The following is a 26897-nucleotide window of genomic DNA, read 5'->3' as shown; positions in this document are numbered from 1 at the left end:
CATGACTGAGAACAAACTGATCATCGGCACCGCGCCGGACTCCTGGGGTGTCTGGTTCGCGGACGATCCCAAGCAGACCCCGTGGGAGCGCTTCCTGGATGAAGTGGCCGAGTCCGGTTACAAGTGGATTGAACTGGGCCCGTACGGTTACCTTCCCAACGACCCCGCCCGCCTCGCCGAGGAACTCAAGCAGCGCGACCTCAAGGTTACTGCCGGCACCGTCTTCACCGCCTTCCACCGCGGGCTGGACCAGTGGGAAACCGCCTGGGAGCCCGCCCGGAAGGTGGCTGAACTGACGGCAGCCATGGGCGGTGAACACATTGTGGTTATCCCCGCCATGTGGCGTGACGACGTTACCGGCGAGGCAGTGGAAAGCGGCACCCTGAGCGAAAAGGCCTGGGATGACCTGTTCGCCGGCCACAACCGCCTGGGCAAGACCCTGCTCGAGGACTTCGGCCTGCAGCAGCAGTTCCACTCGCACGCTGACTCCCACGTCGGCGCGCAGGAGGACATCGAAACCCTCCTCGGCGCCACGGACCCGACGTACCTGAACCTCTGCCTGGACACCGGCCACGCCGAATACTGCGGCGCGTCCAGCCTGGACCTGATCAAGAACTACCCGGACCGGATCGGCTACCTGCACCTGAAGCAGATCAATCCGGAGATCCTCAAGAAGGTCAACGAGGAAAACATGACCTGGGCTGCAGCCAACCTGGCCGGCGTCATGACCGAACCGCCGAACGGCCTGCCGGACCTGCGCGCCGTCATCGAAGCCGTCGAGGCGCTGGACCGGCCCATGTTCGGCATCGTGGAACAGGACATGTACCCGGTAGCCTTCGACGTACCCATGCCCATCGCCAAGCGGACCCGCAACTATCTGCTGTCCTGCGGCTCCCGCACCGCCGTCGCCTGACGGCCTGCTGACACCCACCCATACACACCAAAAGGACAGAACAATGACTGAAACCCTCCGCGTGGCCGTCATCGGTGCCGGCCGCATGGGCGCCGACCACATCCAGCGCCTGAACACGCGCATCCATGGCGCCGAGGTGGCCGCCGTCGTGGACGTTGACCTGGCCCGCGCTCAGGCCGCCATCGAAGGTATCCCGGGTGCGGTGGCCCTGGCCGATGCCGAGGAGGCGCTCACCAACGGCGACGTCAACGCGGTCCTGATCGCCACCCCGGGCTTCCTGCACGAGGACATCCTGCTCAAGGCCATCGCCAAGGACATCCCCATCCTCTGCGAGAAGCCGCTGACCCCGGACGCCGAATCCTCGTGGAAGATCGTCCAGGCCGAGGTGGAGCTCGGCCGCAAGCGCATCCAGGTGGGCTTCATGCGCCGGTTCGATGCCGAATACGCGGCCCTGGGCCGGATCATCCGGGACAACGAACTGGGCGAGCTGCTGATGCTGCACCACCAGCACCGCAACCCCACCACGCCCGAGGGCTTCACCAACGAGATGCTCATCAACGACTCAGTGGTCCACGAGTTCGACGCTGTCCGGTACTTCACCGGCGAGGAAATCACCAGCGTCCAGGTCCGTCTGGGCAAGGCCACGCGAAACGCCCCGAACGGCCAGCACGACCCCCAGCATGTCCTGCTGGAAACCGAATCCGGTGTCCTGGCCGACGTCGAAATCTTCGTCAACGCCAAGTTTGGCTACGAGGTGGCCACGCAGGCCTCCTTCGAGGACGGCATCATCAGCATCGGCGGCGACAAGGGCCCCTACACCCGCAGCGCAGGCCGCTGGGGCGGCAAGGTCACGCCCGGGTTCGAGGAGCGTTTTGGCGCGGCGTACGACGTCGAAATCCAGTCATGGGTGGACGCGGCACTTAGGGGCGACATAGGCGGCCCCTCCGCCTGGGACGGGTACGCCACCGCCGCGTGCTGCGAGGCCGGCGTCGAAGCCCAGAAGAACGGCGAAAAGGTAGCCGTGAAGCTGGCAGCCAAGCCGGACCTCTACAACTGACCGAGCCAGCGGCCCTGATCCCTCATGGAGTGTTTACGTGAAAATCGCCCTTGACCCCACGCCGTTCCACCACTCGCAGAGCCTCCTGGAGTTCCCGAAGGTAGTGGCGGACCTGGGCTACAAGTACATGCAGATGACCCCGCACGCGGACTTCATCCCGTTCTACAACCACCCCAAGGCGGATGACGAACTGGTGGGCAAGCTGAACAAGGCATGCCGGGACGCGGGGATCGAAATCGCCTCGGTGTTGCCGGTGCTGCGCTGGTCCGGACCGGACGAGGACGCCCGCGAGGCCGCCGTCCGCTACTGGAAACGCGCTATCCAGATCACCGTGGACCTGGGCGTGAAGACAATGAATACCGAGTTCAGTGGCCGACCGGAAAAGGCCGAGGAGTCTGAACGCGCGTTCTACCGCTCCATGGAGGAGTTGCTGCCCATCATCGAACGGGAAGGGATCGACCTGCTGATCGATCCGCACCCTGATGACTTCGTGGAGGAGGGGCTGGCTGCCATCCGCGTGATCCGTGGCCTGAATTCAAAGAACGTGGGCATGGTGTATGTGGCCTCGCACAGCTTCCACATGCAGAATGACCCGCTGGACATCATGCGGGCTGCGGGGGACAAGCTGCGCCTGGTTCACGTGGCCGACACCATGAACCACCATGCCTCTCACGGCCTGCGCTACATCACCAACCCGCCCGGGAACCCCGTGCGCGTGCACCAGCACCTCAAGATCGGCGACGGCGACGTCAACTGGGACGAGTTCTTTGGCGGGCTCCAGGAGATCGGCTTCCTGGACCGCGAGGACACCGTCATGGTCTCCAGCGTCTTCGCGGAGGACGAGAACGCCCAGGAAGTCTCCCGCTACCAGCTGGAGACGATGAAGCAGTACGTCCAGAAGGTGACCAAGTAGCATAAAGACACCGCGTTGACGGGGCCCCAAGCCATTGGCTGGGGCCCCGTCGTCGTTGTTTGGTCGTCGTCCTGCCGCCATTCAGCCCGTCAGAACGTCATAACATCCTAATGTCAGAACAAAGTCTTGACATTAGTGAATTGGATCACCATGATCATTGGGAAGGCAAGAACGAAACCGGCGTAATGAGGCGCCGGGTCAGCCCGGATCAAAGGAGATGTATCGTGAAGAAGTTTTCCTGGCGGAAGGCGGCCCTGGTGGCGGCCGTCGTGCCGATGATGGCGCTCAGCGCCTGCTCCAGCACCGGCGGCCGGACCGAGCCGGCTGGCGGTTCCGGGGGTGGCCAGGTGGCCGCCACCGACCGCATGAAGGTCGCCCTGATCACCCATGCTGCTCCCGGAGACACCTTTTGGGACATCGTCCGCAAGGGGGCCGAGGAGGCCGCTGCAAAGGACAACGTGGAACTGCTCTACACCTCGGATCCCGAAGGCGGACGCCAGGCGCAGCTTATCCAGCAGGCTATTGACCAGAAGGTTGACGGGATTGCCGTGACGCTGGCCAAGCCCGATGCCCTGAAGGATTCCCTCAAGAAGGCCGCGGACGCCGGTATTCCCGTCGTCAGCCTCAATGCGGGCGAATCGGTCTCTGCCCAACTGGGCGCTTTCACCCACTTCGGATCCAACGAAAAGCTCGCTGGTGCCGCAGTTGGAACGAAGCTCAGCGAACTGGGCCTGAAACACCCCATCTGCGTGATCCAGGAGCAGGGGCACGTCGGCCTGGAAGCCCGGTGCGCAGGCGTCAAGGAAAAGGTGGCCGGAACGGAGATCCTGTATGTCCCCGGAACTGACATGGCCCAGGTTTCCTCAACCGTTACCGCCAAGCTGCAGGCTACGGCTGACGCCGACGTCATCATTGGCCTGGGCGCGCCGTACACCTTGACCATCCTGAAGGCCGTGACTGGCGCCGGCAGCAAGGCCAAGGTCGCCTCGTTCGACATGAACCCCGAGCTCGCCCAGAAGATTGCTGACGGAGATGTCATCTTCACGGTTGACCAGCAGCCGTGGCTGCAGGGCTACGGATCAATCGACGCCCTGTGGCAGGCCAAGCGCGGTGGGTTCAGGATCGGCGGCGGGCAGCCCGTACTGACCGGCCCCTCCATCGTCGACCAGGCCGCGGCCGCCGACGTTCTCGAGTTCGCCAAGGAAGGCGTCCGCTAACACCCGCCAGCCGGGGGCCGGCCGACGCCGGTCCCCGGAAGCAAGGAGAACCATCATGACCATGACCCCAACGATTACAAAACCAGCTGTGGCAGATGAGCGTGTTGCAAAACGAAGCCCTCTGCAGAAGCTGCTCGGCCGCCCGGAAGTTGGCGCCCTGGTGGGTGCGATCGTCCTCTTCGTCTTCTTCGCCTCGGTGTCCCAGACATTCATCCAGCCAAATGCCTTCGCTACCGTGCTGTACGGCAGTTCCACCATCGGAATCATGGCGGTGGGCGTGTCCCTGCTGATGATCGGCGGCGAGTTCGACCTCTCCACCGGCGTTGCAGTCATCAGTTCCGCCCTCACCGCGTCGATGTTCAGCTGGTATTTCAGCATGAACGTCTGGGTGGGCGTGATCCTGGCCCTCATGGTCTCGCTCGGCATCGGGTATATCAACGGCTGGATTCTGATGAAGACGAAGCTGCCCAGTTTTATCGTCACGCTCGCAACGTTCCTGATGCTGACCGGCCTGAACCTGGGCCTGACCCGCATGATCGGCGGAGGGGTATCCTCCCCGTCCATATCCGACATGGACGGCTACCAGGCCGCGCGCGCCATTTTTGCTTCCTCGGTAAACATCGGGGGCGTGGATGTCAACAACACCGTCTTCATCTGGATCGCCCTCGTTGCACTGGCGTCGTGGGTGCTGCTGCGCACGAAGGTTGGCAACTGGATCTTCGCGGTGGGCGGTGACGCGAACGCGGCCCGCGCCGTGGGTGTTCCAGTGAAGGCCACCAAAATCGGACTGTTCATGGCCGTGGGCTTCTGTGGCTGGATCCTGGGCATGCACAACCTTTTCGCCTTCGACGCGGTGCAGTCCGGTGAAGGCGTGGGCAATGAGTTCCTCTACATCATTGCCGCGGTCATCGGCGGCTGCCTCCTGACCGGTGGCTACGGTTCAGCCGTCGGTGGTGCGATCGGTGCCTTCATCTTCGGCATGGCCAACAAGGGCATTGTGTACGCGCAGTGGAACCCGGACTGGTTCAAGTTCTTCCTTGGCCTGATGCTGCTGCTGGCCACCATCGTGAACCTGATCGTCAAGCGCCGCGCAGAGCTTAAGTAAAGGAACGGACCAATGAACGCCAAACAAATTGACCAGCAGACCCTGCTCAGGGGCGAAAAAGATCCGCTCACGCACACGCCGGTGCACCTGCTTTCCCTTAACAACGTTGGCAAGCACTACGGCAACATCGTGGCCCTGCGGGATGTCACGATGGCGGTGGACAATGGCCGCGTGACCTGCGTCCTGGGCGACAACGGCGCCGGCAAGTCCACGCTGATCAAGATCATCGCCGGCCTGCACCAGCACGATGAAGGCACGCTGAACATCATGGGTGAGGAGCGGAAGTTCGGTTCCCCCCGCGACGCACTCGATGTCGGTATTGCCACGGTCTACCAGGACCTTGCGGTAGTCCCACTGATGCCCATCTGGCGGAACTTCTTCCTGGGCTCCGAGCTGACCACCGGGTTCGGCCCGTTCAAGAGCCTTGATGTCCAGAAGATGAAGGACATCACCAAGAAGGAACTCGCGGACATGGGCATCGACCTCCGCGACGTGGAGCAGCCCATCGGCCAGCTGTCCGGCGGCGAGCGGCAGTGTGTGGCGATCGCCCGCGCGGTGTACTTCGGCGCCAAGGTCCTGATCCTGGATGAGCCGACGGCGGCCCTCGGCGTGAAGCAATCGGGCGTGGTTCTGCGGTACATCCTGCAGGCGCGCGACCGCGGCCTTGGGGTCATCTTTATCACCCACAATCCGCACCACGCCTTCCCCGTGGGGGACCGGTTCCTGTTGCTCAAGCGCGGTAAGTCCATCGGCTACTACGACAAGAAGGACATCACCCTGGACGAGCTCACGGCCCAAATGGCCGGCGGCGCCGAACTTGCCGAACTTGCCCATGAACTCGAGCAGCTCGGCGGGCACAGCGAGGCCCTCAAGGAAGTTCAGGCCGAAGTGGCGGAGGTCAGCGATACCCGCTGACGCCCGTTTGGCCCCGCGGGGCCAACTGACGCCCGCCACGAAAAAATCCATCAGACAGGAAACGAGCATGCCGATCCGGGTTGGCGTCATTGGCGCCGGAGTCATGGGCGCGGACCACATCAGGAATCTTTCCACCAGCGTCCACGGCGCGGAGGTCACCTATGTGGCGGATCTCGACGCCGGCCGGGCCCAGGCGGCGGCGCCGCCTTCCGCCCGGGTTACCACCGACCCCAGCGAGCTGATCCACTCCAGCGAGGTGGACGCCGTCGTGGTCGCGTCGCACGACTCGACGCACGCCGGCCTTGTGCTGGAGTGTTTCGAGGCCATGACGCCGGTGCTGTGCGAAAAACCGCTGGCGCCCACGCTGCTGGAAAGCATCGAGGTGGTGGCCGCCGACGCGGACATCATCGCGGCCACCGGCGCCTCGCTGCTGTCCCTCGGGTTCATGCGGCGCTTCGACCCCGGGTACGTGGCATTGCGGACGGCCGTGGCATCCCGCGCCCAGGGCGAGCCGCTGATGGTGCACTGCACCAGCAGGACCGCTGCCGCAGGGCCGGGCACCACTGCCGAGTCCGCCATCACCAACTCCGCGATCCACGAGCTGGACATCATCCCGTGGCTGCTGGGCTCGCCCATCACGGAGGTGTCCTGGCAGGCCGGGCGGAGGTCCCGGAACAGCGCGGACGGCCTGTCAGACCCGGCCTTCATGCTGCTCCGCACCGCTGACGGCACGCTGGCAACACTCGAACTGTTCCTCAACGCCCGGTATGGCTACACCACCGGATGCGAGGTGGTCTCCGAACTGGGCACGACCCGGCTGCCCGAACCGGCGGCGCTGGTTACCCGCGAGGCCGGGCAGATGGGCCGCGGGATCCCGGCGGACTGGCGGCCCCGGTTCGCCGACGCCTACCGGCTGCAGCTGCAGGCCTGGATCACCGCGCTCCAAGAGGGTGAGCCGGCTCCACTGGCCACCGGCGCCGACGGCCTTCGGGCAGCCCAGCTGGCTCAGGCCATGACCCGTTCACTGCACAGCGACGGCGCCTTCACCAAGGTGGTCTACTGATGGCGGGCGCAACCCATCCCGGCTCCCTGCCAGCCTCCCGTATTCCGGACTCCCGCGATGCGCCCCCGCTGCGATGGGGGATTATGGGACCGGGTTGGATCGCCGGGAAGTTCACCGAGTCCTTGCAGGCGTCCACGCGGCAGGTGATTGCCGCCGTCGGCTCTCGCTCATTGGACCGCTCGAAGGACTTCGCGGAACGGTACGGGGTCCCGGCCGCCTATGGCAGTTACGAGGAACTGGCGGCTGCGCCGGATGTCGATATTGTGTACGTCTGCACACCCCATAACTTCCACCACCAGGCCGCTCTGCTGGCCATCGCTGCCGGAAAACACGTCCTGGTGGAAAAGCCCCTGGCCATCAACGCAGACCAGGCCCGGGACATCGCGCGGCAGGCCCGGACGGCGGGTGTTCTTGCCGCCGAGGCGATGTGGACCTTCTTCCTGCCCAAGTTCGACGTGATCCGCCAGATCCTCACTTCGGGAACGCTGGGAACCGTCACAACAGTCCTGGCCGAATACGGCGAGCACTTTGACCGCAGCCACCGCATCTTCGACCCTGACCTGGCTGGCGGTCCGCTCCTTGACCTGGGCACCTACCCGCTGGCGCTGATTACCGAAATCCTGGGCGCGCCCGGCGTCCTGCACGCGGTAGGGCAGCAGCACGAATCAGGCGTCAACGCCCAGCTGTCCGCCGTGATGCAGTTTCCGGACGGGGCCCAGGCGGTGGCCAACACCCACCTGCACAACTTCACCCCCACCGTGGCGACCATCGTGGGGACGGAAGCCACCCTGGTGATCGACGGGCCCTTCAACATGCCGGGCGGCTTCGAGGTGCGGTTCCCGGACGGAACCACACTCCGCTACGAGGAACCGGCTGCGGGGCACCTGGAAGGCCTCCACTATGAGGCCGCTGCCGTCGCCCGGGCCATCGCGGCTGGGCGGACCGAAGTCTCTGAAAGGCCCCTTGAAGCTTCCGTCCGCACCCTCGCCGTCGCGGACGAAATCCGCCGCCAGCTAGCCATTGCCTTCCCCTGCGAGGCAGCCCCACCAACCACCCCTGCAACGGAGGAACAAGCATGAAAGACGTAGTCCTCGGACTGGTCGGCGTAGGACGCATCGGCGTCATGCACGCCAACAACATCACGGCCCTGAACACCGACCTGAACCCGGCTGGCATCAATGTCCGGCTCCGGCTGACCGACGTGGCGCAGGAGCACGCCCGCTCCGTGGCCGCCGGGCTGGGGGCGGAGTTCCTGCCCACCGTGGAGGAGCTGATCGGATCCGGCATCGACGGCCTGGTGATCGCCACCGGGACGGCGACGCATCCGGACCTGATCCGTGCCGGCGTGGACGCCGGGATCCCGGTGTTCTGCGAGAAGCCGGTGGCCATGAACGTGGAGGATGCCCTGCCTGTCCTGGACTACATCCGCGCCCGGAACGGCGTGGTGCAGATCGGCCACCAGCGCCGTTTCGATGCCGGCTACCTCGAAGCCCGCCGCGCCTTCCAGGCCGGGGAACTGGGCTGGATCCACTCGCTCCGGGCAGTCACCTGCGACATGGCGCCGCCGCCCGTCGAGTTCATCGCCACCTCCGGAGGGCTGTTCCGCGACTGCTCGGTACACGATTTCGACATCCTCCGCTGGCTGACCGGCCGCGAGATCGTCTCCGTTTACGCTACCGGCTCCAACAACGGGGACCCCGCCATCGGCGCGGTGGGGGATGTGGATACCGCGCTCGCCGTGGTGGCGTTCGACGACGGCACGGTGGGCAGCGTGTCGGCAAGCCGCTACAACGGGGCGGGGCACGACGTACGGCTGGAGATCCAGGGCTCGGCGGGCTCGCTGATGGTGGGACTGGATGAGAAGGCCGCGCTGCGGTCGGCGGAAGCGGGCGTCAGTTTTCCTGGCGGTACCCCGCACCAGACCTTCGCCGAGCGCTTCGACCAGGCCTACCGGTCGGAACTGCATGCGTTTGTTGAACTGGTGCTCGGACTGCGGGAAAACCCGTGCACCCCCGAGGACGCTGTGGTTGCCTCCCGCGTAGCCGACGCGGCCCAGGAATCCCTTGCCACGGGCGTCCCGGTGGCGGTCAGGTCCGGGGCGGGGCTGTTGAGCTCCTGACCTTCAGCACGGGTTCGAGCTTTTCGACGACGGGGGGCGCCTCCCGTCTGCCGGCCCCTTCCAGCCGGTCCAGCATGACCTTCGCGGCGAGCCTGCCCAGCTCCGCGGCGTGCTGGTCGATGGAGGTCAACCCGATCAGCGGCGAGGCCGCAATCGTGATGTTGTCGCACCCCACGATGGCCATGTCCTCCGGCACGCGCAGGCCGTGCCCCGCCAGCGCCTCCATGATGCCGATTGCGGTGACGTCATTATGTGCAAAAACGGCCGTGGGCAGGGGCGCGCCGGACGCCAGGAACTGCTCCATCACGGCCCGGCCGCCCCGCTCGGTCATGTCGCTGTGCACAAGCAGCGGTTCGAGCCCGAACCCGGCCATCGCGTGCAGGTACCCGGCGCGGCGGGCCGTGTACGGAAGCCGCGAGGGGATGTCCACGTGGGCAATCCGCCGGTGCGCCGCAGCGTGTAGGTGCTCCACGGCGAGCACACCCGAACGGAAGTCGTCCGTCAAAACGGAATCGACGCCGTCGGCCGCTATTTCCCGGGTGATGACGACGGCGGGCGTGCCGCGCAGCGCGGACGCCAGCTCCTCGGCGGTGCCGGTGTAGCCGGCCAGGATCACGCCGTCCACGCGAAGGTCCACGAAGGAGCGGACCGCCTCGAGCTCGGTGCGGGAATCGGCCGCGCCCACGGCCACGAGCAGCTGGTTGCCGCTGCCGGCAATGCCCTCGGTGATGCCGTCGTAGGTGTCGGCGAACACCGGGTTGTGCATGTCGATGATGAGCACGCCCAGCGTGCGGGTGCGGTGGCTGGCCAGGCGGCTGGCGAGCCGGTTGGGGGAGTAACCCAGGGCGGCGGCGCTCTCCAGCACCGCCGCACGCTTGGCCGGCGAAACCTTGGGCGAATCCCGCATGACCAGGGACACAAGCGCGCGGCTGACGCCGGCCCGCCGTGCCACATCCTCCATGGTGACGGTGCGCGGGGAACTGTTCACGGAAGCCAACTATGCCAGTTGCAGGCCGCGGCCGGCCTCAGGATCCAAACGGCAGCCGGGGGTCGATGTCCTGGGCCTCCCAGCCCTGCCGGACCCAGCCATGGTGCGGGTCGTCGCTGATCAGCCATTCGCGCACCGGTCCCGGCCCGGCCATCACGTTGAGGTAGTACATGTCGTAGCCGGGAGCAGCCATCGCAGGGCCGTGCCAGCCGTAAGGAACCAGGACGACATCGCCCGTGCGGACCTCCGCGGACACATCGATGGGCCGCTCGTCCGAGGCGTAGACGCGCTGGTAGCCGATGGCATCCGCGTCAGCCGGAGCGCCGGACCCGGCGGCCACCTGCGTCTCGAAGTAGTAGATCTCCTCAAGCTGGGTCTCGCCGTCCTTTTCCTCGTCGTGCTTGTGAGGCGGGTAGGACGACCAGTTGCCGGCCGGGGTCAGGACCTCGCAGACGATGAAGCGGTCGGCTTCCAGTGCGGCGGGAGTGCCGAAATTGTGCACCTGGCGGGAGCAGTTCCCCGCCCCGCGGAGCTCCACCGGTGTTTCGGCAGCGGTGACCAGGCGGGTGGGGTACGAGACCCCGGCGGGCGCCGTGGCGACGGCGACGCGGCCGCCGTCGGGAGAGCTGATGGTGACCTCGCGCCCGGTGCCGGAGTACAGGACGTCGCTGGGGCCGGCGAAGACTGAGGGGCGTCCGCCGAGGGCGTAGTCCGTGCCGTCCACGGTGACGGTGAAGGCGCCGTTGAGCGGCACCACGATGCGTTCCTCAGCGGCGGCGGGGAGTACGACGGCGGCGCCGGCGGCAAGGGTGGCCATCTTCAGTCCCGTGTGTGCCCACCCCTCCACCGCGAGGGCGGAGTCGGAGGTGCCGATGGAAACGTCCCATGTTCCGTCGGTGGCGGTGCCGAGGGGATAGACCCAGTTGGTCATGGAGTTGGCTCCTTGGATTAGCGCTGTACGAGTGTCATTTCAAAGCTGTAGGAGTCCGCCCGGTAGACATGGTGCCCGGTTTCCACACGGCGGCCGGTATCGTCCACGGCCGTGCGCTCCATGGTGACCAGGGCGGACCCGGGAGCCGCGTCCAGGAGGGGCGCCTGGTAGTCATTGGCGATCATGGCACCGATCCGCTGGTTGGCCAGACGGAAGTTGACGCCGCCGCGCCGGAGGATCGCGTACAGGCCTTCGGCCGCGAGCATGGCTTCGTCCATCGCTGCGATGTCATCGCGCACCCAGTTCTCCATCAGCGCCAGCGGCTTGCCGCCCACTTTGCGGAGCCGGGTGAAGTGGTAGACCTTGGAGCCGGCAGGCAGCTGGAGGGTGGCCAACGTGGGTTCGTCAGCTTCCACGTGCGCGAAGCTGAGGACCTCGGTGGTGGGTTTCTTGCCGTTGTTGGTGAGATCGTCGAAGAGGCTGGACAGTTCCAGGGGACGGCGGACCTGGCTGGAAACCACCTGCGTGCCTACCCCGCGCTTGCGGACCAGCAGCCCGGACCGGACCAACTCGTCCATGGCCTTGCGCATGGTGGGCCGGGAGAGGTTCAGCTGGGCTGCGAGGTCGATTTCGTTGTCCAGCCTGCTGCCCGGCTCGAGTACGCCGCTGTAGATGGCCGCTTCGATTCCCTGCACCACCTGGTGGTAAAGGGGTACGGGGGAGGAGCGGTCGATGCTGAGACCCAGGTTGTTCGCCACGTTCTTTTCCTGTTCTAGGTTGCGGCTCCAGCTGGACCCGGTCGGGCGCCTGGCTGCTTTGCCATCATATGTTCTCTTGATAGGACATACTTTCGTACTTGATCGTAGCAGGATGACGGCGCTGGTCAAGGGCGCAAATGTGCTGACATTAGGACTTTATTTTGACGTCAGGCGTTAGAGCGCTCTAATGTGGGTGGCGGACATCACATCAACGGCCGGGTTCCGGTCCCGAGAGAATTTGAGAGGCAACGATGCTGTTGCAAAAATCAGACTCCACCACGCCGGGGACGACAATCCGGGGCACGGCTGCGCATGGGACGGGGCGCCGAGGCTACCTGGGCCGCCTCACGGCCATCTCCACGCTCGGCGGCCTGCTCTTCGGTTACGACACCGGCGTGATCTCCGGCGCCCTGCTCTCTATGAACGACTCCCTCAACATGACCCCGGTGGAAGAGGCCGGCGTCGTGAGCGCCCTGCTCTTCCCCGGCGCCGCCCTCGGTGCACTGACGGGCGGACGCCTCGCGGACCGGCTGGGCCGCCGCGGATCCCTGCTGGTCTGCGCGCTGCTCTTCCTCCTTGGCGCCATCGGCTGTGCCATCGCCCCCACCGTCACGTTCATGATCGGGGCGCGGATCCTGCTGGGCCTGGGCGTGGGTGCGGCGGCAGTGACCTGCCCGCTGTACCTCGCGGAAATGGCACCGGCCCACCTGCGCGGCCGCATGGTGACCATCAACGAACTCATGATCGTCACCGGCCAGATGCTCGCGTTCGCCATGAACGCCCTGCTCGACGCCTTGATCCAGGACCCCGAGGTGTGGCGCGCCATGCTGGGCATCGCCTCTGTTCCTGCAGTGGCACTGCTCACCGGCATGCTCCTCCTTCCCGAGTCCCCCCGCTGGTATGCCATCCGCGGCCGGCTGGAAGACAGCCGCCGCGTCCTGGACCTCAGCCGCAGCCCCCGGGAAGCAGCGGCCGAGTACGAGGAAATCGCCCGCGCGGCCCGGACGGCCAAGGGTGAACGCGGCCACGCGTGGCGGGACCTGCGGACCAATCCGTGGATGCGACGGCTGCTGTGGATCGGTATCGGACTGGCCGCGGTCCAGCAGGCCACCGGCATCAACACGGTGAATTACTACGCCCCCACCATCCTCGAAAAGAGCGGGCTGGGAGCGAGCGCATCGCTGGTGGCGACCATCGGCGTCGGCGTTACCTCTGTGCTCATGACCATCCTGGGCATCTGGCTGCTGGGCTTCGTGGGACGGCGCCGGATGCTGATCATCGGATTCTCCGGCGTCGTGGGTTCGCAGGCGCTGCTGGCCGTGGTGTTCCTGCTGCCGCAGTCGGACCTGGCCAGCTACACCATCCTGGCGGCCATGATGCTGTTCGTCGCCTTCGTGCAGTGCTTTATCGGCACCTGCGTCTGGCTGCTGCTGTCCGAGATGTTCCCGCTGGCCATCCGCGGCTTCGCCATGGGTATCGCAGTCTTCGCGCTGTGGACCGTCAACGCCGCCATCTCCTTCCTGTTCCCGATCGTGGTGGAAGCGCTCGGCTCGACCGGCACCTTCGGACTGTTCGTCCTGGTGAACCTCGCCTCCCTGGCGTTCGTCGCCCGGTTCGTGCCCGAAACCAAGGGACGCTCACTGGAAGAACTGGAGGCGCACTTCCGCGGCGACGCGCAGGCTGCGGCTCCCGCCCCGATCACCGTCCAGGCCACCAACTAACACTTGGGCAGGTGGCCTACGCTGGGAAAATGACCAGCAGAAGGCGGCGCCCATGAATCTCTCAGGGAACCTCGGCCCCCACCCGCATAACCTCGAGGTGGAGGACCTCGCCAGCTTCGACCGGCTGGTGGCAGCCGGGTCCACGGACCTGCACGGCTGGCATGCACAATCGCTGGACCTCCGCGGCCGGTCGGCGGACCTCGAACGGCTCCAGGTGGAGGGCGCCATCTTCCTGGGCTGCACGTTCGACGACGGGATGGAGGACGCCCTGCGCCGCCGCGGCGCCCTGATCTTCCCGCGCCTGGACGGCGTGCCGTTCAACCCCTACCGTGCAGCGCTCTACACTCCGCAGGAACTGTACGCAGGCCTCGCGGACGCCCCCTATGAGGACCTGCCGGACGCCCGCATCTATCAGTGGAGCATCCGGCCAGGCCAGCGACACCGGGTTGACGCCACGCTCGCATCGGCCCTCCACGACCACGCCATCGGCGACGCCCTCGACGAACTGACCGGAACCGGCGCATGGTCCGGGCTCCAGATAGTGGGCGTGATGGGCGGGCACTCGGCGCAGCGCGGCAGCAGGGACTTCGCCCAGGCGGCCCGGCTGGGCCGGCTTCTGGCACAGTCGGGGCGCCTGGTGGCCACCGGCGGCGGGCCCGGCGCCATGGAGGCGGCCAACCTGGGTGCCTACCTCAGCAAAGCGACCGACGGCGATGTCCAGGCAGCGCTGGACACCCTCGCCGCCGTCCCGGGGTTCCGTCCCTCGGTGTCAGCGTGGGCGCGCGCGGCGGCTGCCGTCGTCGAAGGCCATCCGGACGGCACCCCGTCGCTGGGGATCCCCACCTGGTTCTTCGGGCACGAACCGCCAAACTACTTCGCCACACACCTCGCGAAGTACTTCGCCAACGCCATCCGGGAGGCCATCCTCCTGGAGCTGTGCCGGGGCGGGATCGTCTTCCTGCCGGGTGCCGCCGGGACCGTCCAGGAAATCTTCCAGGACGCCTGCGAAAACTACTATGGCGCCCGCGAGAAGGTCACGCCCATGGTTTTGGTGGGCAGGGAACACTGGGAAAACCGCTACCCGGCATGGCCCATGCTCCGCAGCCTGGCCGAGGGGCGGGCGATGGCGGACAGCATCTTCCTGGTGGACACCGTGGAGGAAGCCGTAGAGGTCCTGCACGGCTGACCGGTCCATCGGCTGACCGGCCGGAAGACTAGAGGTCTTTGCGGCAGGGGACCTTGCTGAGTTCGTACAGTCCGTTGAGGTCGCCGGTGGAGAGCCCTTCCGGCAGGCCGATCTCCGGGTACATCAGCTGGGTGTGGTCGTCCACATGGTCAAGGCCCATGACGTGGCTCAGCTCGTGGAGGATGACGGCCGTGGCATACATCGGCCCGTCGGGGTGCCGCAGCTCGTTGGCGATCTGCGGGGCGTCCAGGTCCAGGCCGCCGGTCACGAAAGTCTTCGGCCCGCCTTCGTACCCGAAATGCGTGCTGCCGCCGGTGCCGATGACCTTGCCCTTCAGCTGCGGTGCGGTTTCCGGGGTGGTCCAGGCAATCAGGAGGGGCGCCCAGCGGTCGCCGTAGGCCTCCGGCTGGTACGGCCGACGCTGGGGCGAGGGCTGCTCGGCGGTGGTGCCGTCATAGACAAACCTGATGCCCGTGGCGGCCGAAATGGTGCCGATCGCGTCCGGGACGAGGTGCTCTGCGCCGTCGGGCGCCAGCGCGGTGTTGATGACGTAATGCAGAGGACGGCAGGGGGAGTAACCGACGGGGCTGCCGTCGGTGTTGACCGCCAGGAAACGATAGGAATCGCTGGCAGCGGCTGGCCGGACCGGGGTGGAGAGCGGCGCGTCCGCCTCCTCGAAGCCCGGCGGGGGCGTAGCCGGTGCGGCGGTCGCGGGCTGCGCGCCGTCGTTCCCGGCCACCCCCACGGCCATTCCCGAAGGGCCGATCCTGATGTCCAGCAGGTCGCGGATGCGGGGATCATCCAGGGCCGCTGCACCGCCAAAGACGGCGGCCGCGCACAGGAAACCAGCTAGGAGCAGGCGCACCGCAGCGGCGGAACTGCGCCTGCGAGCATTGGCGTCGGCATGCCGCGGCGGCCGGGTCTCCATCACAGCACCTCCAGTGGGTCAGCCACTCGGGGCAGCCACGGCCAAGCTACCATTGCCGGGCCTGCACGCCTATGGGAGGGGCGCCACCTGTGGAAACTGTTAAGCTGCGGCCGGTTAACCGGGAACCGCCGGTTATCCGACAACTGTGCCGAAGGCCAGGCCCAGCAGGTAGGTGACCAATGCTGCGCCCATGCCGATGCCCAGTTGGCGCAGGCCGCGGGTCAACGGCGAGGTGCCGGAGAGCAGGCCCACCGCACCACCGGTGGCCAGAAGGGCGATACCCACCAGCACGCCGGCCGTCACCAGCGCGGCCACCCCGGTCATTCCGAACAGGAACGGCAGGACGGGGACGATGGCGCCGGATGCGAAGAAGCAGAAACTGGACAGCGCCGCACCCCATGCGGTGCCGACGGCCTCGTGCTCGTCGCCGGCGTGGGGAAGGTCCGGCTGGAGGGACAGGCTGGGGTCGCAGTCGCAGGAGAGCAGGCCCATGCGTTCGGCCACGCGGTGCTGTGCCGCCTCCTGGGTCATCCCGCGGGCCAGGTACACCAGCAGCAGTTCATTGTGTTCCAGGTCCAGCTTGGGGGCAGCTGCCAGGGTCACCTGCGTGGGCCGGGTGGCCGCCAGAAGTTCCCGCTGGGACCGGACCGAGATGAACTCGCCGGCACCCATGGACATCGCACCAGCCAGCAAACCCGCGATGCCGCTGAGCAGGACCACGCTGCTGGCGACGCCCGATGCGGCCATGCCCATCACCAGGGACAGGTTGCTGACCAGGCCGTCATTTGCGCCGAAGACTGCGGCGCGGAAGGTGCCGGCCAGGCGGTTCCGGCCGCGCGTGGCCAGGCCCCGGACTACTTCCTCGTGGATCTGCTCGTCTGCCGCCATGGCGTCCGTGGCATTGGGGTCCTTGGCATACGGTGAGCGGGCTTCGGCGCGCTGTGCCAGGGCCAGGACAAACACCGAACCGAAATTACGGGCCAGGAAGCCCAGCAGCCGGCTGCGGACCGAGGCCCGGCGGGGTTTTCCGGCGTGCGGCCCCAGCAGGGCAAGCCAGTGGGCCTCGTGCCGGCCCTCGGCTTCGGCCAGCGCCAGAAGGATGGCCCGTTCTTCGCCCTGCCGGTTCTGCGCCAGGTCGCGGTACACGGCAGCCTCGGCGCGTTCGTCCGCCAGGTACTGGCGCCAGCGCCTGATGTCCGCGGTGGAGGGCTGCCGGGTGCTTTTGGGCTCCGTGCCGGCGCTTTCGGCGCGCCGGGGTCCAGTGTCCAGGGAGTGGTCCGGCTCTGCCGGACGGAACGGTTCTGAGGGGTTGGACACGGGAGCTCCTGGACTGGAAGGGCATGGTTTCGGCCCCGTTGCAGTGCCAGCTTACTGCGGATTTCCGGGGATTTCTGGCCGGTAAACCAGCGTTGGCGGTTTCGGTAAACCTTAATTCCGCGGCACTGCGCGGCACTCCAGCTGCCTGCACCGGCCGCTCTTGACCCCGCTTGCGGCCCGGTGTTGAGATGAACGTGTGGCGCATCCGCGCCCCACTGAAAGAGCACGTCAGGCGAACCATCGGAGGTAGGAAGATGAGCACCACCGGACAGCACCCGGACATGCCGCACCTGGACGCCGTAGAAGCGGATCCGGCATACGACTACGCCGAAGACGCACCGGTCGACCAGGACGAGTGGGACACGGAGGACGAGTTCCTGGACGAGGAAGAGCCAGTAGTCCAGGCACCGCCTGTCGTGGTCGATGCCGAGGACCGGGTGGTCCCGCTCGATGATGACGGAGTGCGCGAAGCCGAATAGACGCGAAGCCGAATACAACGCACGACGGCGGCACCTCCTTGCGCTGAATGCGGAAGGAGGTGCCGCCGTCGTGCGCCATGAATCTGCCGGCGCGGCGGGGATCCGCCATGATCGCGTCATAGCCGGGGCAGCCCATTAGTATTGCTCCAGAGCGGGCCGGTGAGCCTGCGATGAAAGGTTCGTACATGAAGGCACTGCCAGTTGAGCCGAGCAATATTCCGGTGGCCATCGGCTCCCGGATCCGCGCCGCCCGGCAGTCGCAACGGCTCACGATTGAACAGGTTGCGGACGCCACGGGGCTGACCAAGGGGTTCCTGAGCCGGGTGGAGCGCGACTTGACGTCGCCGTCGGTGGCCTCGCTGGTGACGCTGTGCCAGGTGCTGTCCATCTCCATCGGCGAACTGTTCGCCGCTCCGGAAACCCACCTCACTAAGCGCAATGACGGACCGCGTATTTCCCTGGGCGGCCACGGGATCGTGGAACGGTTGCTGACGGCCCGGTCCGAACGGCGGGTGCAGATCATCCAGGCCGTGATCGAACCGCACGGCCGTGGTGAGTCCGAGCTGTACGCAGTGGACTGCGACGTCGATGTGCTGCACGTGATCAAAGGCAAGTTTCGGCTCATCCTGACCAACGAGGAATTCGACCTCAGCGCCGGCGACACCGTCACCTTTCCGGGGCGCGAGCCCCACACTTGGGTCAACCCCACGGACCAACCCGTCGAGGTGCTCTGGGTCCTGGTGCCCGCCGCCAGCCGGTAATCCCCTTCCGCGGCGGACGTTCCCGCCCGGTTTGTCCCCGTTATCTGCCGGGGTGCTCCCGGCCGGCGGTGAACCGTCGCCGCATCCTGGAGGCGCCGGGCAGACAAACTGGGCGGGATCGCACTCACCCTGCCTCCCGCGAACAGAGCACCGCCCGGATGTCGGCCAGGACACGATCTGGCTCGAACCAGATGTGTTCGGGCATGTACCGGAGAACCGCGAACCCGTTGACCGCGGAGGCATTGTTCCGCAATCTGTCCCGGCGCATGTCCGCCCGTTTTGAGTGGAATTCAAACCCGTCAATCTCCACAATGAGGAAGCCCTGCAGTAGGAAGTCGACCCGGCCGATGCCCGGCAGGAATACCTGTGCGTCGTAGCTGATGCCGTTGGCGCGGAAGAGATGCTGGGCGTCCACTTCCACAATGGATTCCGCCCGCATATCCAATTCCCGCAGCGCTCGCAGGACAGGCCGGGAGCGGTCACCACGCAGCTGGTCCTTCAATAGTTCCACGGGCACGCCATGCAGCCGGATGGCTGAGGTTGCCAAGGCCGTTGACGATGGGGGTGGGAGACACCCCATGGCATGCAGGGCCACGTCCTCCACCGCCGCCAATGGCAGCAGGGGATGGCCTGGAAAGTGTACCGACCGGTGCCGGATGAAGCCGTGCCCATGGCCGTGATTGCACGCGAGATGATGCCGTGGCGACGGGTGTCGAAGCCACAGGCCATAATGCGCGGCGGCGCTGGCGCACGTGAGCCGCCCGTTCTGCACAATGGCCGTGGCGACGCCTGGATCACAGCCAGGCAACAAGAACACGCCACGCTTGGGTTGCTGGGCGCCCTGATCCATCAGCTCCCTGATGGCCCGCCGTGAGAATCCGGCCCCCAGCAGTTGTCCAGTCCGGACCGCACCGCCGTTTTGGCGGAGATATTCGAGTGCCTGCATCCCACCATCCCAGACCGATGGGCGTTCCAGGGAAATGCCCATCGGAGACTATGTGGATAAGCCAGCCGTGCGTTCCCGCCCGGTTTGGTCCGGTTGAGGAAGAGTTCTGCCCGCAGGTTCGGCGCCCGCGCCACAGTCACGTCGGTCACTCGTGGCACAAACCGGGCAGCAAGGGAGGCTGCATCCCTGGGTAAACAGGTGATGCCTAGTGGGAAACAGAGGTGTATGATGGCAGTCACACCACCCACTTCGCAGAGAGGCCTTCAGTGGAAGAGCTCCGCATCGAAACCAACGGCAACCTTGGCCCCATTGATTCATCACGGATTCCCCGGTACGCCGGTGCCGCCACCTACGCCCGGCTGCCGCGCCTGGACCAGGTGCCCAAGGCGGACATCACCGTGGTGGGTGTGCCGTTCGACTCCGGCGTTTCCTACCGGCCCGGCGCCCGTTTCGGCGCCAACCACATCCGGGAGTCCAGCCGCCTGCTGCGCCCCTACAACCCGGCTTGGGATGTCAGCCCGTTCGAGAACGTCCAGGTAGCAGACGCGGGGGACATGGCCGTCAACCCGTTCAACATCAACGAGGCCATCGAGACCATCCAGCAGAACGCCCGGGACCTGACGGCCGGTGGCAGCAAACTCGTCACCCTGGGCGGCGACCACACCATTGCCCTCCCGCTGCTCCGCGCCGCCGCCGAGCGCGCCGGCGGACCGATCGCCATGCTGCATTTTGACGCCCACCTGGACACGTGGGACACCTACTTCGGGGCCGAATACACCCACGGCACGCCGTTCCGCCGCGCCGTGGAGGAAGGCATCCTGGACACGGAGGCGATCAGCCACATCGGTACCCGCGGCCCCCTGTACGGCAAGAAGGATCTCGACGACGACCACCGCTTCGGCTTCGGCATCGTCACCTCCGCGGATGTCTACTACCAGGGCGTCCTGGAAACCGTGGCCAAGGTCCGGGACCGGATCGGCAACCGTCCGCTGTACATCTCCGTGGACATCGACGTCCTGGACCCTGCCCACGCGCCCGGTACCGGAACCCCGGAAGCCGGCGGCATCACCAGCCGCGAGCTGCTGGAAATCATCCGCGGCTTCCGCGGGATGAACCTGGTGGGTGCCGACGTCGTTGAAGTGGCCCCGGCTTACGACCATGCAGAAATCACCGGTGTGGCAGCCAGCCACGTGGCCTATGAACTGGTCACCCTCATGGCAGACAATGCGGTTGAAGGCAACCGCTTCGGCGCGGCCACCGGGTATGCCGCCCAGGCCCTCGGCCGGGAAGTCCGGCAGCCTGCCGGTTTCGCCGCTGGAATGAAGGAGTAGCCACCATGATCGATTTCGATCCCGGCACAGCAGCCCCCACCAGGGGTACCGATGCCCGCAACGGCGGGGACCTCGTCGTCGAAACCCTTGAAGCGCTCGGTGCCAAGACCGTCTTCGGCATTCCCGGCCAGCACGCACTCGGCCTGTTCGATGCCATGGGCCGCGGCAATCTGCAGTTCGTCTCGTCGCGTGTTGAAAACAACTCAGCCTTCGCCGCCGACGGCTACTCCCGCGCCACCGGTGAAGTAGGCGTGCTGTTCCTCTCCACCGGGCCCGGTGCGCTGACCTCACTGGCCGGGCTGCAGGAGGCCTACGCCACCGGCGTGCCCATGGTGGTGGTGGCAAGCCAGATCCCGCTCGAGGGACTCGGCGCCCGGCGCAAGGGCATGCTCCACCAGTTGGATGACCAGAAGGCTTCCGCCGCCAACGTCACCAAGAGCCAGCGGCTGATACAGCATGCCTCCGGCATACCATCCGCCATCCAGGACGCCTGGACGGAAGCCATCTCGTCCCCTCAGGGCCCGGTGTGGATCGAAATCCCGCAGAACGTGCTGCTTGACCCCATCATGGTCCCGCCAGTGGAAGACGCACTCGCAGAAGCCGCGGACAACCCGCCGCGCGTGGAACTGGTTCGCGAGGCCGTGAAATGGCTCGCCGCGGCCAAGCGCCCGGCAATCATCGCCGGCGGAGGTACGCGCCGGGGGCGGGCCGAAAAGTCCCTGCTGTCCATCGCGGAAAAGCTCCGTGCCCCAGTCATTTGCACACCCGGGGGAAACGGGGCCTTTCCCTGGAACCACGAGCTGTCGCTGCAGTCCTGGATGGAGGACCGCTACATGACGGAGCTGCTGGAAGACGCCGACGTCCTTGTGGTGATCGGTTCTTCCCTGGGCGAGGTCACCTCCAACTACTTCACGTTCGAACCCCGGGGCCGCATCATCCAGATCGACGCCGAGCCGCGCGTCCTCGAATCCAACCGGCCGGGCCTGGGCATTCGGGCGGATGCCGGGCAGGCACTGGCTGCCCTGGACGGTGCCCTCGATGAAGCGCTGCAGCGGGACCGCCACGCCCAGCCGGACTGGCACGGCACTTCCCCGGAACAGCTGGTCAAGGACTCGCTGGCCAAGGTCCGCGCCCGACTGGAAGGGCAGGACCTGGCCAAGGAACTGAAGTTTATGGCGGACATCCGCGAGGCCGTTCCGGCGGACATGCAGACGTTCTGGGACATGACCATCGCCGCGTACTGGGGCTGGAGCTGCTGGGATGCCCGTGAGGGGGAGTTCCACTCCGCCCAAGGCGCCGGCGGGCTTGGTTACGGCTTCCCGGCGGCGATCGGTGCCGCTGTGGGCCTGGAAACCGTGGGAAAGCCCGGCCGCGTGCTGGCAGTGTCCGGCGACGGCTCGTCCATGTACTCCATTTCCGAGCTCGCAACGGCCAGGCAGCACAACGTCCCGGTCACGTGGCTGATCGTGGACGACGGCGGCTACGGCATCCTGCGCGAGTACATGGTGGGCGCGTTCGGGAAGGCCACGGCCACCGAACTGGCGCGCCCGGACTTCGTCAAGCTTGCTGAATCGTTCGGCGTCCCGGCAACCCGGGTGGCGCCGGAGGACGTCGGGGACGCCCTGAAGGCGGGATTCGCCGCAGACGGACCCAACGTCGTCGTGGTTGAAACGCTCCTGAAGATGTTCGCCCCCACCCACCTGGGCGACTAACCTGCAGCATCACCGCGGACCCCGGCTCCCACAAGGAGCCGGGGTCTTTTGCGTCCTGCAATGCCGATACGATTCTGGTCATGGAGAACGGCAGCAGCGTGAAACAGGGCGGGCCTCTGGAGGAGATGGGCTACCGGCCCTCCGCCAGTGAAGCGGAGGCAGGGGAGGACGTGCAGGCAGGCACGGAGGACCCCGCGGGATCCGACCCCCGGCGGATCGAGGTCCTGGTTCCCATGCGGTGGGGGGACATGGACGCCTACGGCCACATCAACAACGTGCAGATCGTCCGCATGCTGGAGGAGGCACGCATCGGTGCCTTCGGGCCGCCCCGTGGCGCCGGGCTCCCCGGAGTGGAACCGCACGTCTCACTGTTCAATGACGTGCCGGAGGGCACCATGGCACTGGTGGTGGACCATAAGATCCGCTACGTACGCACTTTGGACTACCGCAACATTCCCGCCTTGGTGGAGGTCTGGATCGGCGCCGTGAAGGGGGCCAGCTTCGACATCCACTACGTCATCAAGGATCCCGCCACGGGGCAGGAATGTGTCAAGGCAAGCAGCCACCTGGCGTTCGTGGATGAAACCACGGGCCGGGTCCAGCGGCTCACGCCGGAGCAAAAAGAACGGCTGGCGCCGTTCGTGCATTAGGGCCGGACGGCACTGTGCGGGGACCACGTAGTGTCGGACAATAGGCATCAGCCGAAAGCGCCCATAACCTGAGAATGAAGGAGCACGGAGATGGCACGGAAGAAGACTTGGAAAGAGATGTCACCTTCGGCGCGCGCCGGCTTCATCCTGGTGGGGATAGCGCAGGTTTCGCTGCTGCTCGCGGCCCAGCGGGACATCTCGCGCCGGCCCGCAGAACTGATCAACGGGCCCAAGGCTGCGTGGCGGGCTGCCTCGTTCATTAACTTCGTGGGCCCGATGGGCTACTTCGTCCTGGGGCGCAAGCGGCCCGCTCCCCGGGTCTGAGGCTCCCTGCCGGGTACCGGCACCCGTTGTGAGCAGCCGTTCAGTTTCACCCTGTAAATTTGAAGTATGACCCCCGCCTCAACTGCTGCCATGACACGTGCCCCAGGTATCTCACGCGAGATTGAGGACGCAGCATGGTTTGTGCTGGGCCCGGGAATGCTGGGCAAACCATCCGCGCTGGATGGCCGGACCCTGACCTGGACTGCGGACGCCGCCGGGGAACTGCTGGAACGGCTGGAGCGGGGCACTCCGGACCCCAAGGCTCCCATGATGACCAACCTCCGGCACAACCTTGAAGGCGCCTCGCGTGAGGCCAAGCAGCTCGCCGTTGAGCTGCTCTTCCTGCAGTCGCTGCCGCTGGCGCACGAAGTGAAGTCACTGAAGGTCAAGCGCGCCCGCGTTGCAGAGGCTGCGTCCTGGCTTGAGCCGCCGCTGGAGCTGCCCGAGGAGCTGTACCAGGGCATGACGGACCACGGTGTCATCCGGGACCGGACGGCAGAGTTCAACTGGACCATCTGGGACCACCTGAAGTGGCTGTGCCGCTTCGTGCAGCACGTGGACCAGCAGCCCACGCATGCAATCACCGCGGCGCTGCAGGACCCTCTGGCCTTCCACCGGCTGGCCGCGGCTACGCCGGACGACCAGCCGGCGATCCGCCGCAGCATCGAGTTCCTTACCTGGCCCAGCTACTTCGAGCCCGTAGTGGCGGACGTGGAGCGCCAGGAGATCCGGGACGCCTTCGCCTCGCTGGTGGGTGGTGCCAAGGGCGACGCCGAGGAAGACATCACCGCGGACATCCACCGCATCCGCCGGCACCTCGATGAGCAGGCGGGCCAGCGCATCGACTGGTACTCCCGGCAGCTGGTCAGCCAGTGGCGCAAGGTGGGGGACCCCGGACGCCGGGCGTGGCTGCTGCGCACGCACAGCGACAACACTGAACTGCTCACGGCCTGGCAGGGCGAGGAGAAGGTCACCCTCGACGTCGAACATCTCCGCCTGCTTGACCCGGGCGTGACGGCCGGGGTGGTGCAACACGCCGTCGACGAAGACTACAAACATCTTGGCTACGTGGAGCGCGAGGACACCAAGACGGCCGTCTTCGCTTTCCTGACGGTGATGAAGCCGGGCGATCTGGCGCTGTACCAGCACTCGGGCGTCGTGCGGCTGGGCGTGGTGCTCGGCGAGCCGGAGCACAACGATGACAACCGCCGCCTGCGCCGGAAGGTGCGCTGGTTCGATGAAGGGCACACCACCACTGACCTGCCCCGCCATGTGCAGCGGCAGCTGGCCACCCCGGGGATCGTGGTGGACGTGACGCGGGTGGTCCAGGCGCTGCAGGCCCTGGTGCCGGCTGAAGCCGAAACGGAACCGGATGAGGACGCCGCAAGCACCGGCCTCATCCCCGTGGTGCAGGAGGGCTTCCGGCCGTTGACTCCGGAGTTCGCCGAATCGCTGCACATGGAACTCGAACCGCTCCAGGAGATCGCGGAGCTGCTGGAGGAGAACCGGCAACTGGTCCTGTACGGTCCGCCGGGCACTGGAAAGACATACTTGGCAAAGCACCTTGCCGCGGAACTGGCCAACGACTCCACGGACGAACGGGTCAAGTTGGTGCAGTTCCACCCGTCCTACGCCTACGAGGACTTCTTCGAGGGCTACCGCCCCGACAAGACCGACGAAGGCCAGGTCTCCTTCAAACTCGTGGCAGGACCGCTGCGCCGCCTGGCGGAGGAAGCCGCCAAGCCGGGGAATGAGAACAAACCGTACTTCCTGATCATCGACGAGATGAACCGCGCCAACCTGGCCAAGGTGTTCGGCGAGCTGTATTTCCTGCTGGAGTACCGGGACGACCGGATCTACCTGCAGTACAGCCCGAACGAGCCGTTCACGCTGCCGGACAATCTCTACATCATCGGCACCATGAACACCGCGGACCGGTCCATCGCCATGATGGACGCCGCCATCCGCCGGCGCTTTTCTTTCATCGAGCTGCACCCCCAGACGGAGCCGGTCAAGGGATCGCTGCTGCGCTTCCTCCAGGCACGGAAGCTGGACCTCACACCCGCCTTGCTGCTGGACGCCCTCAACGCGGCCATCGACGAGTGGGACCGGGACCTGATGATCGGCCCGTCCTACTTCATGAAGCCGGCGGCCCAGACCCCGGCCGGGCTGCGCCGGATCTGGAAGTACGAGCTCATGCCGCTGCTTGAGGAGCACTATCACGGACAGCTCACCCGGGCGCAGCTGGAGGAGCGCTTCGGGCTGGAACAGCTGCTGGGGCGCCTTGCAACCGGTTAAATCCGGCGGATCCGTCCGCCACCTGGTGCTGGATGAACTTTCCCGCGGCATCGTGGAGCGGCTGGACCCCGCCAGCGCCTCGTTCTTGAACGCCAGCGGCCTGGCCAAGGCGTCGCCCATGGGGATGGGGCTCTACCGGATCGAACCGGTAGGCAAGGTGGGCTCGGTCCGCACGCCCACGGTCCAGCTGGACGTCCGGCCCAAGGACCGGCTGGGGCTGAGCCGGCTCTTGTTCCTCCTCAGCTATGCCGAGGACCAGGGCTTCCGACCAGACACCGTGGCAGCGGTGGAGGACCGCGAGCTGTGGAGCGCACTGGCTGAATCGCTGGCCCAGCTGGCCGAACGGGCACTGGGCCGCGGCGTGCTGCAGGGATACCTCACGGTGGACGAATCTCTCCGGACCGTGAAGGGACGGATCCGGATTTCGGACCAGATCTCCCGCCGCCCGGGGATGCTGGTGCCCCTGGAAGTGTCCTACGACGAGTTCACCGAGGACATCGCGGAGAACCGCATCCTCCGTGCGGCGCTGGAACGGATGAGCCAGGTGCCGCGGGTCCGTCCGGAGGTGCTGAGCCGGCTGCGCCAGCTCAAGGGAAAGCTCGACGCCGTTACCCGCCTTCCAGCCGGCGCCCCGCTGCCGCCGTGGAAACCGACCCGAATGAACCTGCGGTACCACGCGGTTCTCCGGCTGGCCGAACTGATCCTGCGAAATTCCTCCGCAGAATCGGGAGAAGGAAAACAACAGACCGCGTCTTTCGTGGTGGACATGGCAGAGGTATTCCAGGACTTCGTCGGTGCCGCGCTCCGCCAGGCGATGGCCGCGTTTCCGGGGGAGCTGCGGCTCAAGTACAACGCGCTGCTCAGCGAAGCCGTTCGGGACGCGGACCGGTTGTCAGTGCGGCCGGACGCGGTGCACCTGCTGGGCGGCCGGCCGGTGGTCGCATACAACGCCAAGTACAAGGCAGCCACGGACATGGGCGCCTCCCTGACCGCCGACCACTACCAGATGCTGGCACACTGCACGGCGCTCGCGGTGCCCACCGCCTGGCTCGTCTACGCCGGTGCGGGGGAGGTCAAGCTGCGCCGGATCCTCAACACAGACATCGACGTCGTGGAGTTTCCGCTGGATCTGTCCCGGCCACCGGCGGAAATCCTGGCAGCCATCGCCGAACTGGCGCAACAATCTTGGGGAGAAGTGGTGCGGCAAGCACGGAACAGCGGGGCAGGTGACAGTTATACTGCTGACGTTGGCTTGTGAGGGGACG

Annotated in this window: 25 protein-coding genes; 19 read left to right on the top strand and 6 right to left on the bottom strand. The window is 66.5% G+C overall.

Going from position 1 to position 26897, the window contains the following annotated elements:
- The first annotated feature begins 1 nt into the window (after position 1).
- The 9 genes from ACIQC0_RS02990 (at position 2) to ACIQC0_RS02950 (ending at position 9302) form a co-directional block, all read left to right on the top strand.
- Entirely contained in the window at positions 2-913 is a 912-nt protein-coding gene (locus ACIQC0_RS02990; protein ID WP_377215003.1) for a sugar phosphate isomerase/epimerase family protein, read from the top strand.
- A gap of 43 nt (positions 914-956) precedes the next feature.
- Positions 957-1970 (top strand): Gfo/Idh/MocA family protein, encoded by a 1014-nt coding sequence (locus ACIQC0_RS02985; protein ID WP_400532498.1) that lies wholly within the window; start codon positions 957-959, stop codon positions 1968-1970.
- Positions 1971-2007: 37 nt separating this feature from the next.
- Complete coding sequence (locus tag ACIQC0_RS02980; RefSeq protein WP_400532497.1) at positions 2008-2883, top strand: sugar phosphate isomerase/epimerase family protein; 876 nt, start codon at positions 2008-2010, stop codon at positions 2881-2883.
- Positions 2884-3107: 224 nt separating this feature from the next.
- A complete protein-coding gene (locus ACIQC0_RS02975) occupies positions 3108-4100 on the top strand; it encodes a substrate-binding domain-containing protein (RefSeq protein WP_377215006.1) in 993 nt (330 codons plus the stop codon).
- A gap of 55 nt (positions 4101-4155) precedes the next feature.
- Positions 4156-5205, top strand: a complete 1050-nt coding sequence (locus ACIQC0_RS02970; RefSeq protein ID WP_377215007.1) for an ABC transporter permease — start codon at positions 4156-4158, stop codon at positions 5203-5205.
- 12 nt (positions 5206-5217) lie between these two features.
- Positions 5218-6120 carry an ATP-binding cassette domain-containing protein gene (locus ACIQC0_RS02965; protein WP_377215008.1) on the top strand — a complete coding sequence of 301 codons (903 nt, stop codon included), beginning with the start codon at positions 5218-5220 and terminating at the stop codon, positions 6118-6120.
- A gap of 67 nt (positions 6121-6187) precedes the next feature.
- A complete protein-coding gene (locus ACIQC0_RS02960) occupies positions 6188-7183 on the top strand; it encodes a Gfo/Idh/MocA family oxidoreductase (protein WP_377215009.1) in 996 nt (331 codons plus the stop codon).
- Positions 7183-8262, top strand: a complete 1080-nt coding sequence (locus tag ACIQC0_RS02955) for a Gfo/Idh/MocA family protein (RefSeq protein ID WP_400532496.1) — start codon at positions 7183-7185, stop codon at positions 8260-8262. The genes ACIQC0_RS02960 and ACIQC0_RS02955 overlap by 1 nt, the downstream gene beginning before the upstream one ends.
- The gene (locus ACIQC0_RS02950) at positions 8259-9302 is read left to right on the top strand and encodes a Gfo/Idh/MocA family oxidoreductase (RefSeq protein ID WP_400532495.1); all 1044 of its coding nucleotides are present in this window, start codon (positions 8259-8261) and stop codon (positions 9300-9302) included. The genes ACIQC0_RS02955 and ACIQC0_RS02950 overlap by 4 nt, the downstream gene beginning before the upstream one ends.
- On the opposite strand, the gene ACIQC0_RS02945 is transcribed toward ACIQC0_RS02950, so the two are convergent.
- Genes ACIQC0_RS02945 through ACIQC0_RS02935 form a run of 3 tightly spaced genes read right to left on the bottom strand, consistent with a single transcriptional unit; the run spans position 9271 to position 11979 of the window.
- The gene (locus tag ACIQC0_RS02945) at positions 9271-10290 is read right to left on the bottom strand and encodes a LacI family DNA-binding transcriptional regulator (protein ID WP_400532494.1); all 1020 of its coding nucleotides are present in this window, start codon (positions 10288-10290) and stop codon (positions 9271-9273) included. The genes ACIQC0_RS02950 and ACIQC0_RS02945 overlap by 32 nt on opposite strands.
- A gap of 37 nt (positions 10291-10327) precedes the next feature.
- Positions 10328-11221, bottom strand: a complete 894-nt coding sequence (iolB, locus tag ACIQC0_RS02940; RefSeq protein WP_377215013.1) for a 5-deoxy-glucuronate isomerase — start codon at positions 11219-11221, stop codon at positions 10328-10330.
- Between the two features lie 17 nt (positions 11222-11238).
- On the bottom strand, positions 11239-11979 hold the full coding sequence (locus ACIQC0_RS02935) for a GntR family transcriptional regulator (RefSeq protein WP_377215014.1): 741 nt from the start codon (positions 11977-11979) through the stop codon (positions 11239-11241).
- Positions 11980-12230: 251 nt separating this feature from the next.
- On the opposite strand from ACIQC0_RS02935, the gene ACIQC0_RS02930 reads away from it, so the two are divergent.
- Positions 12231-13700, top strand: coding sequence for a sugar porter family MFS transporter (locus ACIQC0_RS02930; protein WP_377215015.1), 1470 nt, complete (start codon positions 12231-12233; stop codon positions 13698-13700).
- A gap of 52 nt (positions 13701-13752) precedes the next feature.
- Entirely contained in the window at positions 13753-14886 is a 1134-nt protein-coding gene (locus tag ACIQC0_RS02925) for an LOG family protein (RefSeq protein WP_400532493.1), read from the top strand.
- Positions 14887-14914: 28 nt separating this feature from the next.
- Here the strand turns inward: ACIQC0_RS02925 and ACIQC0_RS02920 are convergent, their stop codons facing one another.
- Positions 14915-15814 (bottom strand): matrixin family metalloprotease, encoded by a 900-nt coding sequence (locus tag ACIQC0_RS02920; protein ID WP_400532492.1) that lies wholly within the window; start codon positions 15812-15814, stop codon positions 14915-14917.
- A 132-nt stretch (positions 15815-15946) separates the two neighbouring features.
- Entirely contained in the window at positions 15947-17083 is a 1137-nt protein-coding gene (locus ACIQC0_RS02915) for a VIT1/CCC1 transporter family protein (RefSeq protein WP_400532602.1), read from the bottom strand.
- A 302-nt stretch (positions 17084-17385) separates the two neighbouring features.
- Here ACIQC0_RS02915 and ACIQC0_RS02910 point away from each other — a divergent pair, with 302 nt between their 5' ends.
- Together ACIQC0_RS02910 and ACIQC0_RS02905 are read left to right on the top strand one after the other, a co-directional pair.
- On the top strand, positions 17386-17610 hold the full coding sequence (locus tag ACIQC0_RS02910; protein ID WP_400532491.1) for a hypothetical protein: 225 nt from the start codon (positions 17386-17388) through the stop codon (positions 17608-17610).
- A 185-nt stretch (positions 17611-17795) separates the two neighbouring features.
- Positions 17796-18371, top strand: a complete 576-nt coding sequence (locus tag ACIQC0_RS02905) for a helix-turn-helix domain-containing protein (RefSeq protein WP_400532490.1) — start codon at positions 17796-17798, stop codon at positions 18369-18371.
- A gap of 124 nt (positions 18372-18495) precedes the next feature.
- Here the strand turns inward: ACIQC0_RS02905 and ACIQC0_RS02900 are convergent, their stop codons facing one another.
- Positions 18496-19359 carry a DUF559 domain-containing protein gene (locus ACIQC0_RS02900; protein WP_400532489.1) on the bottom strand — a complete coding sequence of 288 codons (864 nt, stop codon included), beginning with the start codon at positions 19357-19359 and terminating at the stop codon, positions 18496-18498.
- A gap of 224 nt (positions 19360-19583) precedes the next feature.
- Here ACIQC0_RS02900 and speB point away from each other — a divergent pair, with 224 nt between their 5' ends.
- The 6 genes from speB to ACIQC0_RS02870 all read left to right on the top strand — a co-directional run bounded on the left by speB (position 19584) and on the right by ACIQC0_RS02870 (position 26890).
- Positions 19584-20648 carry an agmatinase gene (speB, locus tag ACIQC0_RS02895; protein ID WP_377215021.1) on the top strand — a complete coding sequence of 355 codons (1065 nt, stop codon included), beginning with the start codon at positions 19584-19586 and terminating at the stop codon, positions 20646-20648.
- A gap of 5 nt (positions 20649-20653) precedes the next feature.
- Positions 20654-22360 carry a thiamine pyrophosphate-binding protein gene (locus ACIQC0_RS02890; RefSeq protein ID WP_377215022.1) on the top strand — a complete coding sequence of 569 codons (1707 nt, stop codon included), beginning with the start codon at positions 20654-20656 and terminating at the stop codon, positions 22358-22360.
- A 233-nt stretch (positions 22361-22593) separates the two neighbouring features.
- Positions 22594-23010: an acyl-CoA thioesterase gene (locus tag ACIQC0_RS02885; RefSeq protein WP_377215503.1), complete on the top strand. Its 417-nt coding sequence runs from the start codon at positions 22594-22596 to the stop codon at positions 23008-23010.
- Between the two features lie 90 nt (positions 23011-23100).
- The gene (locus tag ACIQC0_RS02880) at positions 23101-23334 is read left to right on the top strand and encodes a hypothetical protein (RefSeq protein ID WP_377215023.1); all 234 of its coding nucleotides are present in this window, start codon (positions 23101-23103) and stop codon (positions 23332-23334) included.
- 66 nt (positions 23335-23400) lie between these two features.
- Complete coding sequence (locus ACIQC0_RS02875; protein ID WP_377215024.1) at positions 23401-25632, top strand: McrB family protein; 2232 nt, start codon at positions 23401-23403, stop codon at positions 25630-25632.
- Complete coding sequence (locus ACIQC0_RS02870) at positions 25619-26890, top strand: restriction endonuclease (protein WP_400532488.1); 1272 nt, start codon at positions 25619-25621, stop codon at positions 26888-26890. The genes ACIQC0_RS02875 and ACIQC0_RS02870 overlap by 14 nt, the downstream gene beginning before the upstream one ends.
- The last annotated feature ends 7 nt before the right edge of the window (positions 26891-26897 follow it).

This window comes from Pseudarthrobacter sp. NPDC092419 (genome assembly GCF_044755045.1).
Classification (GTDB): Bacteria; Actinomycetota; Actinomycetes; order Actinomycetales; family Micrococcaceae; genus Arthrobacter.
This window is presented reverse-complemented; position numbering and strand designations above follow the sequence as displayed.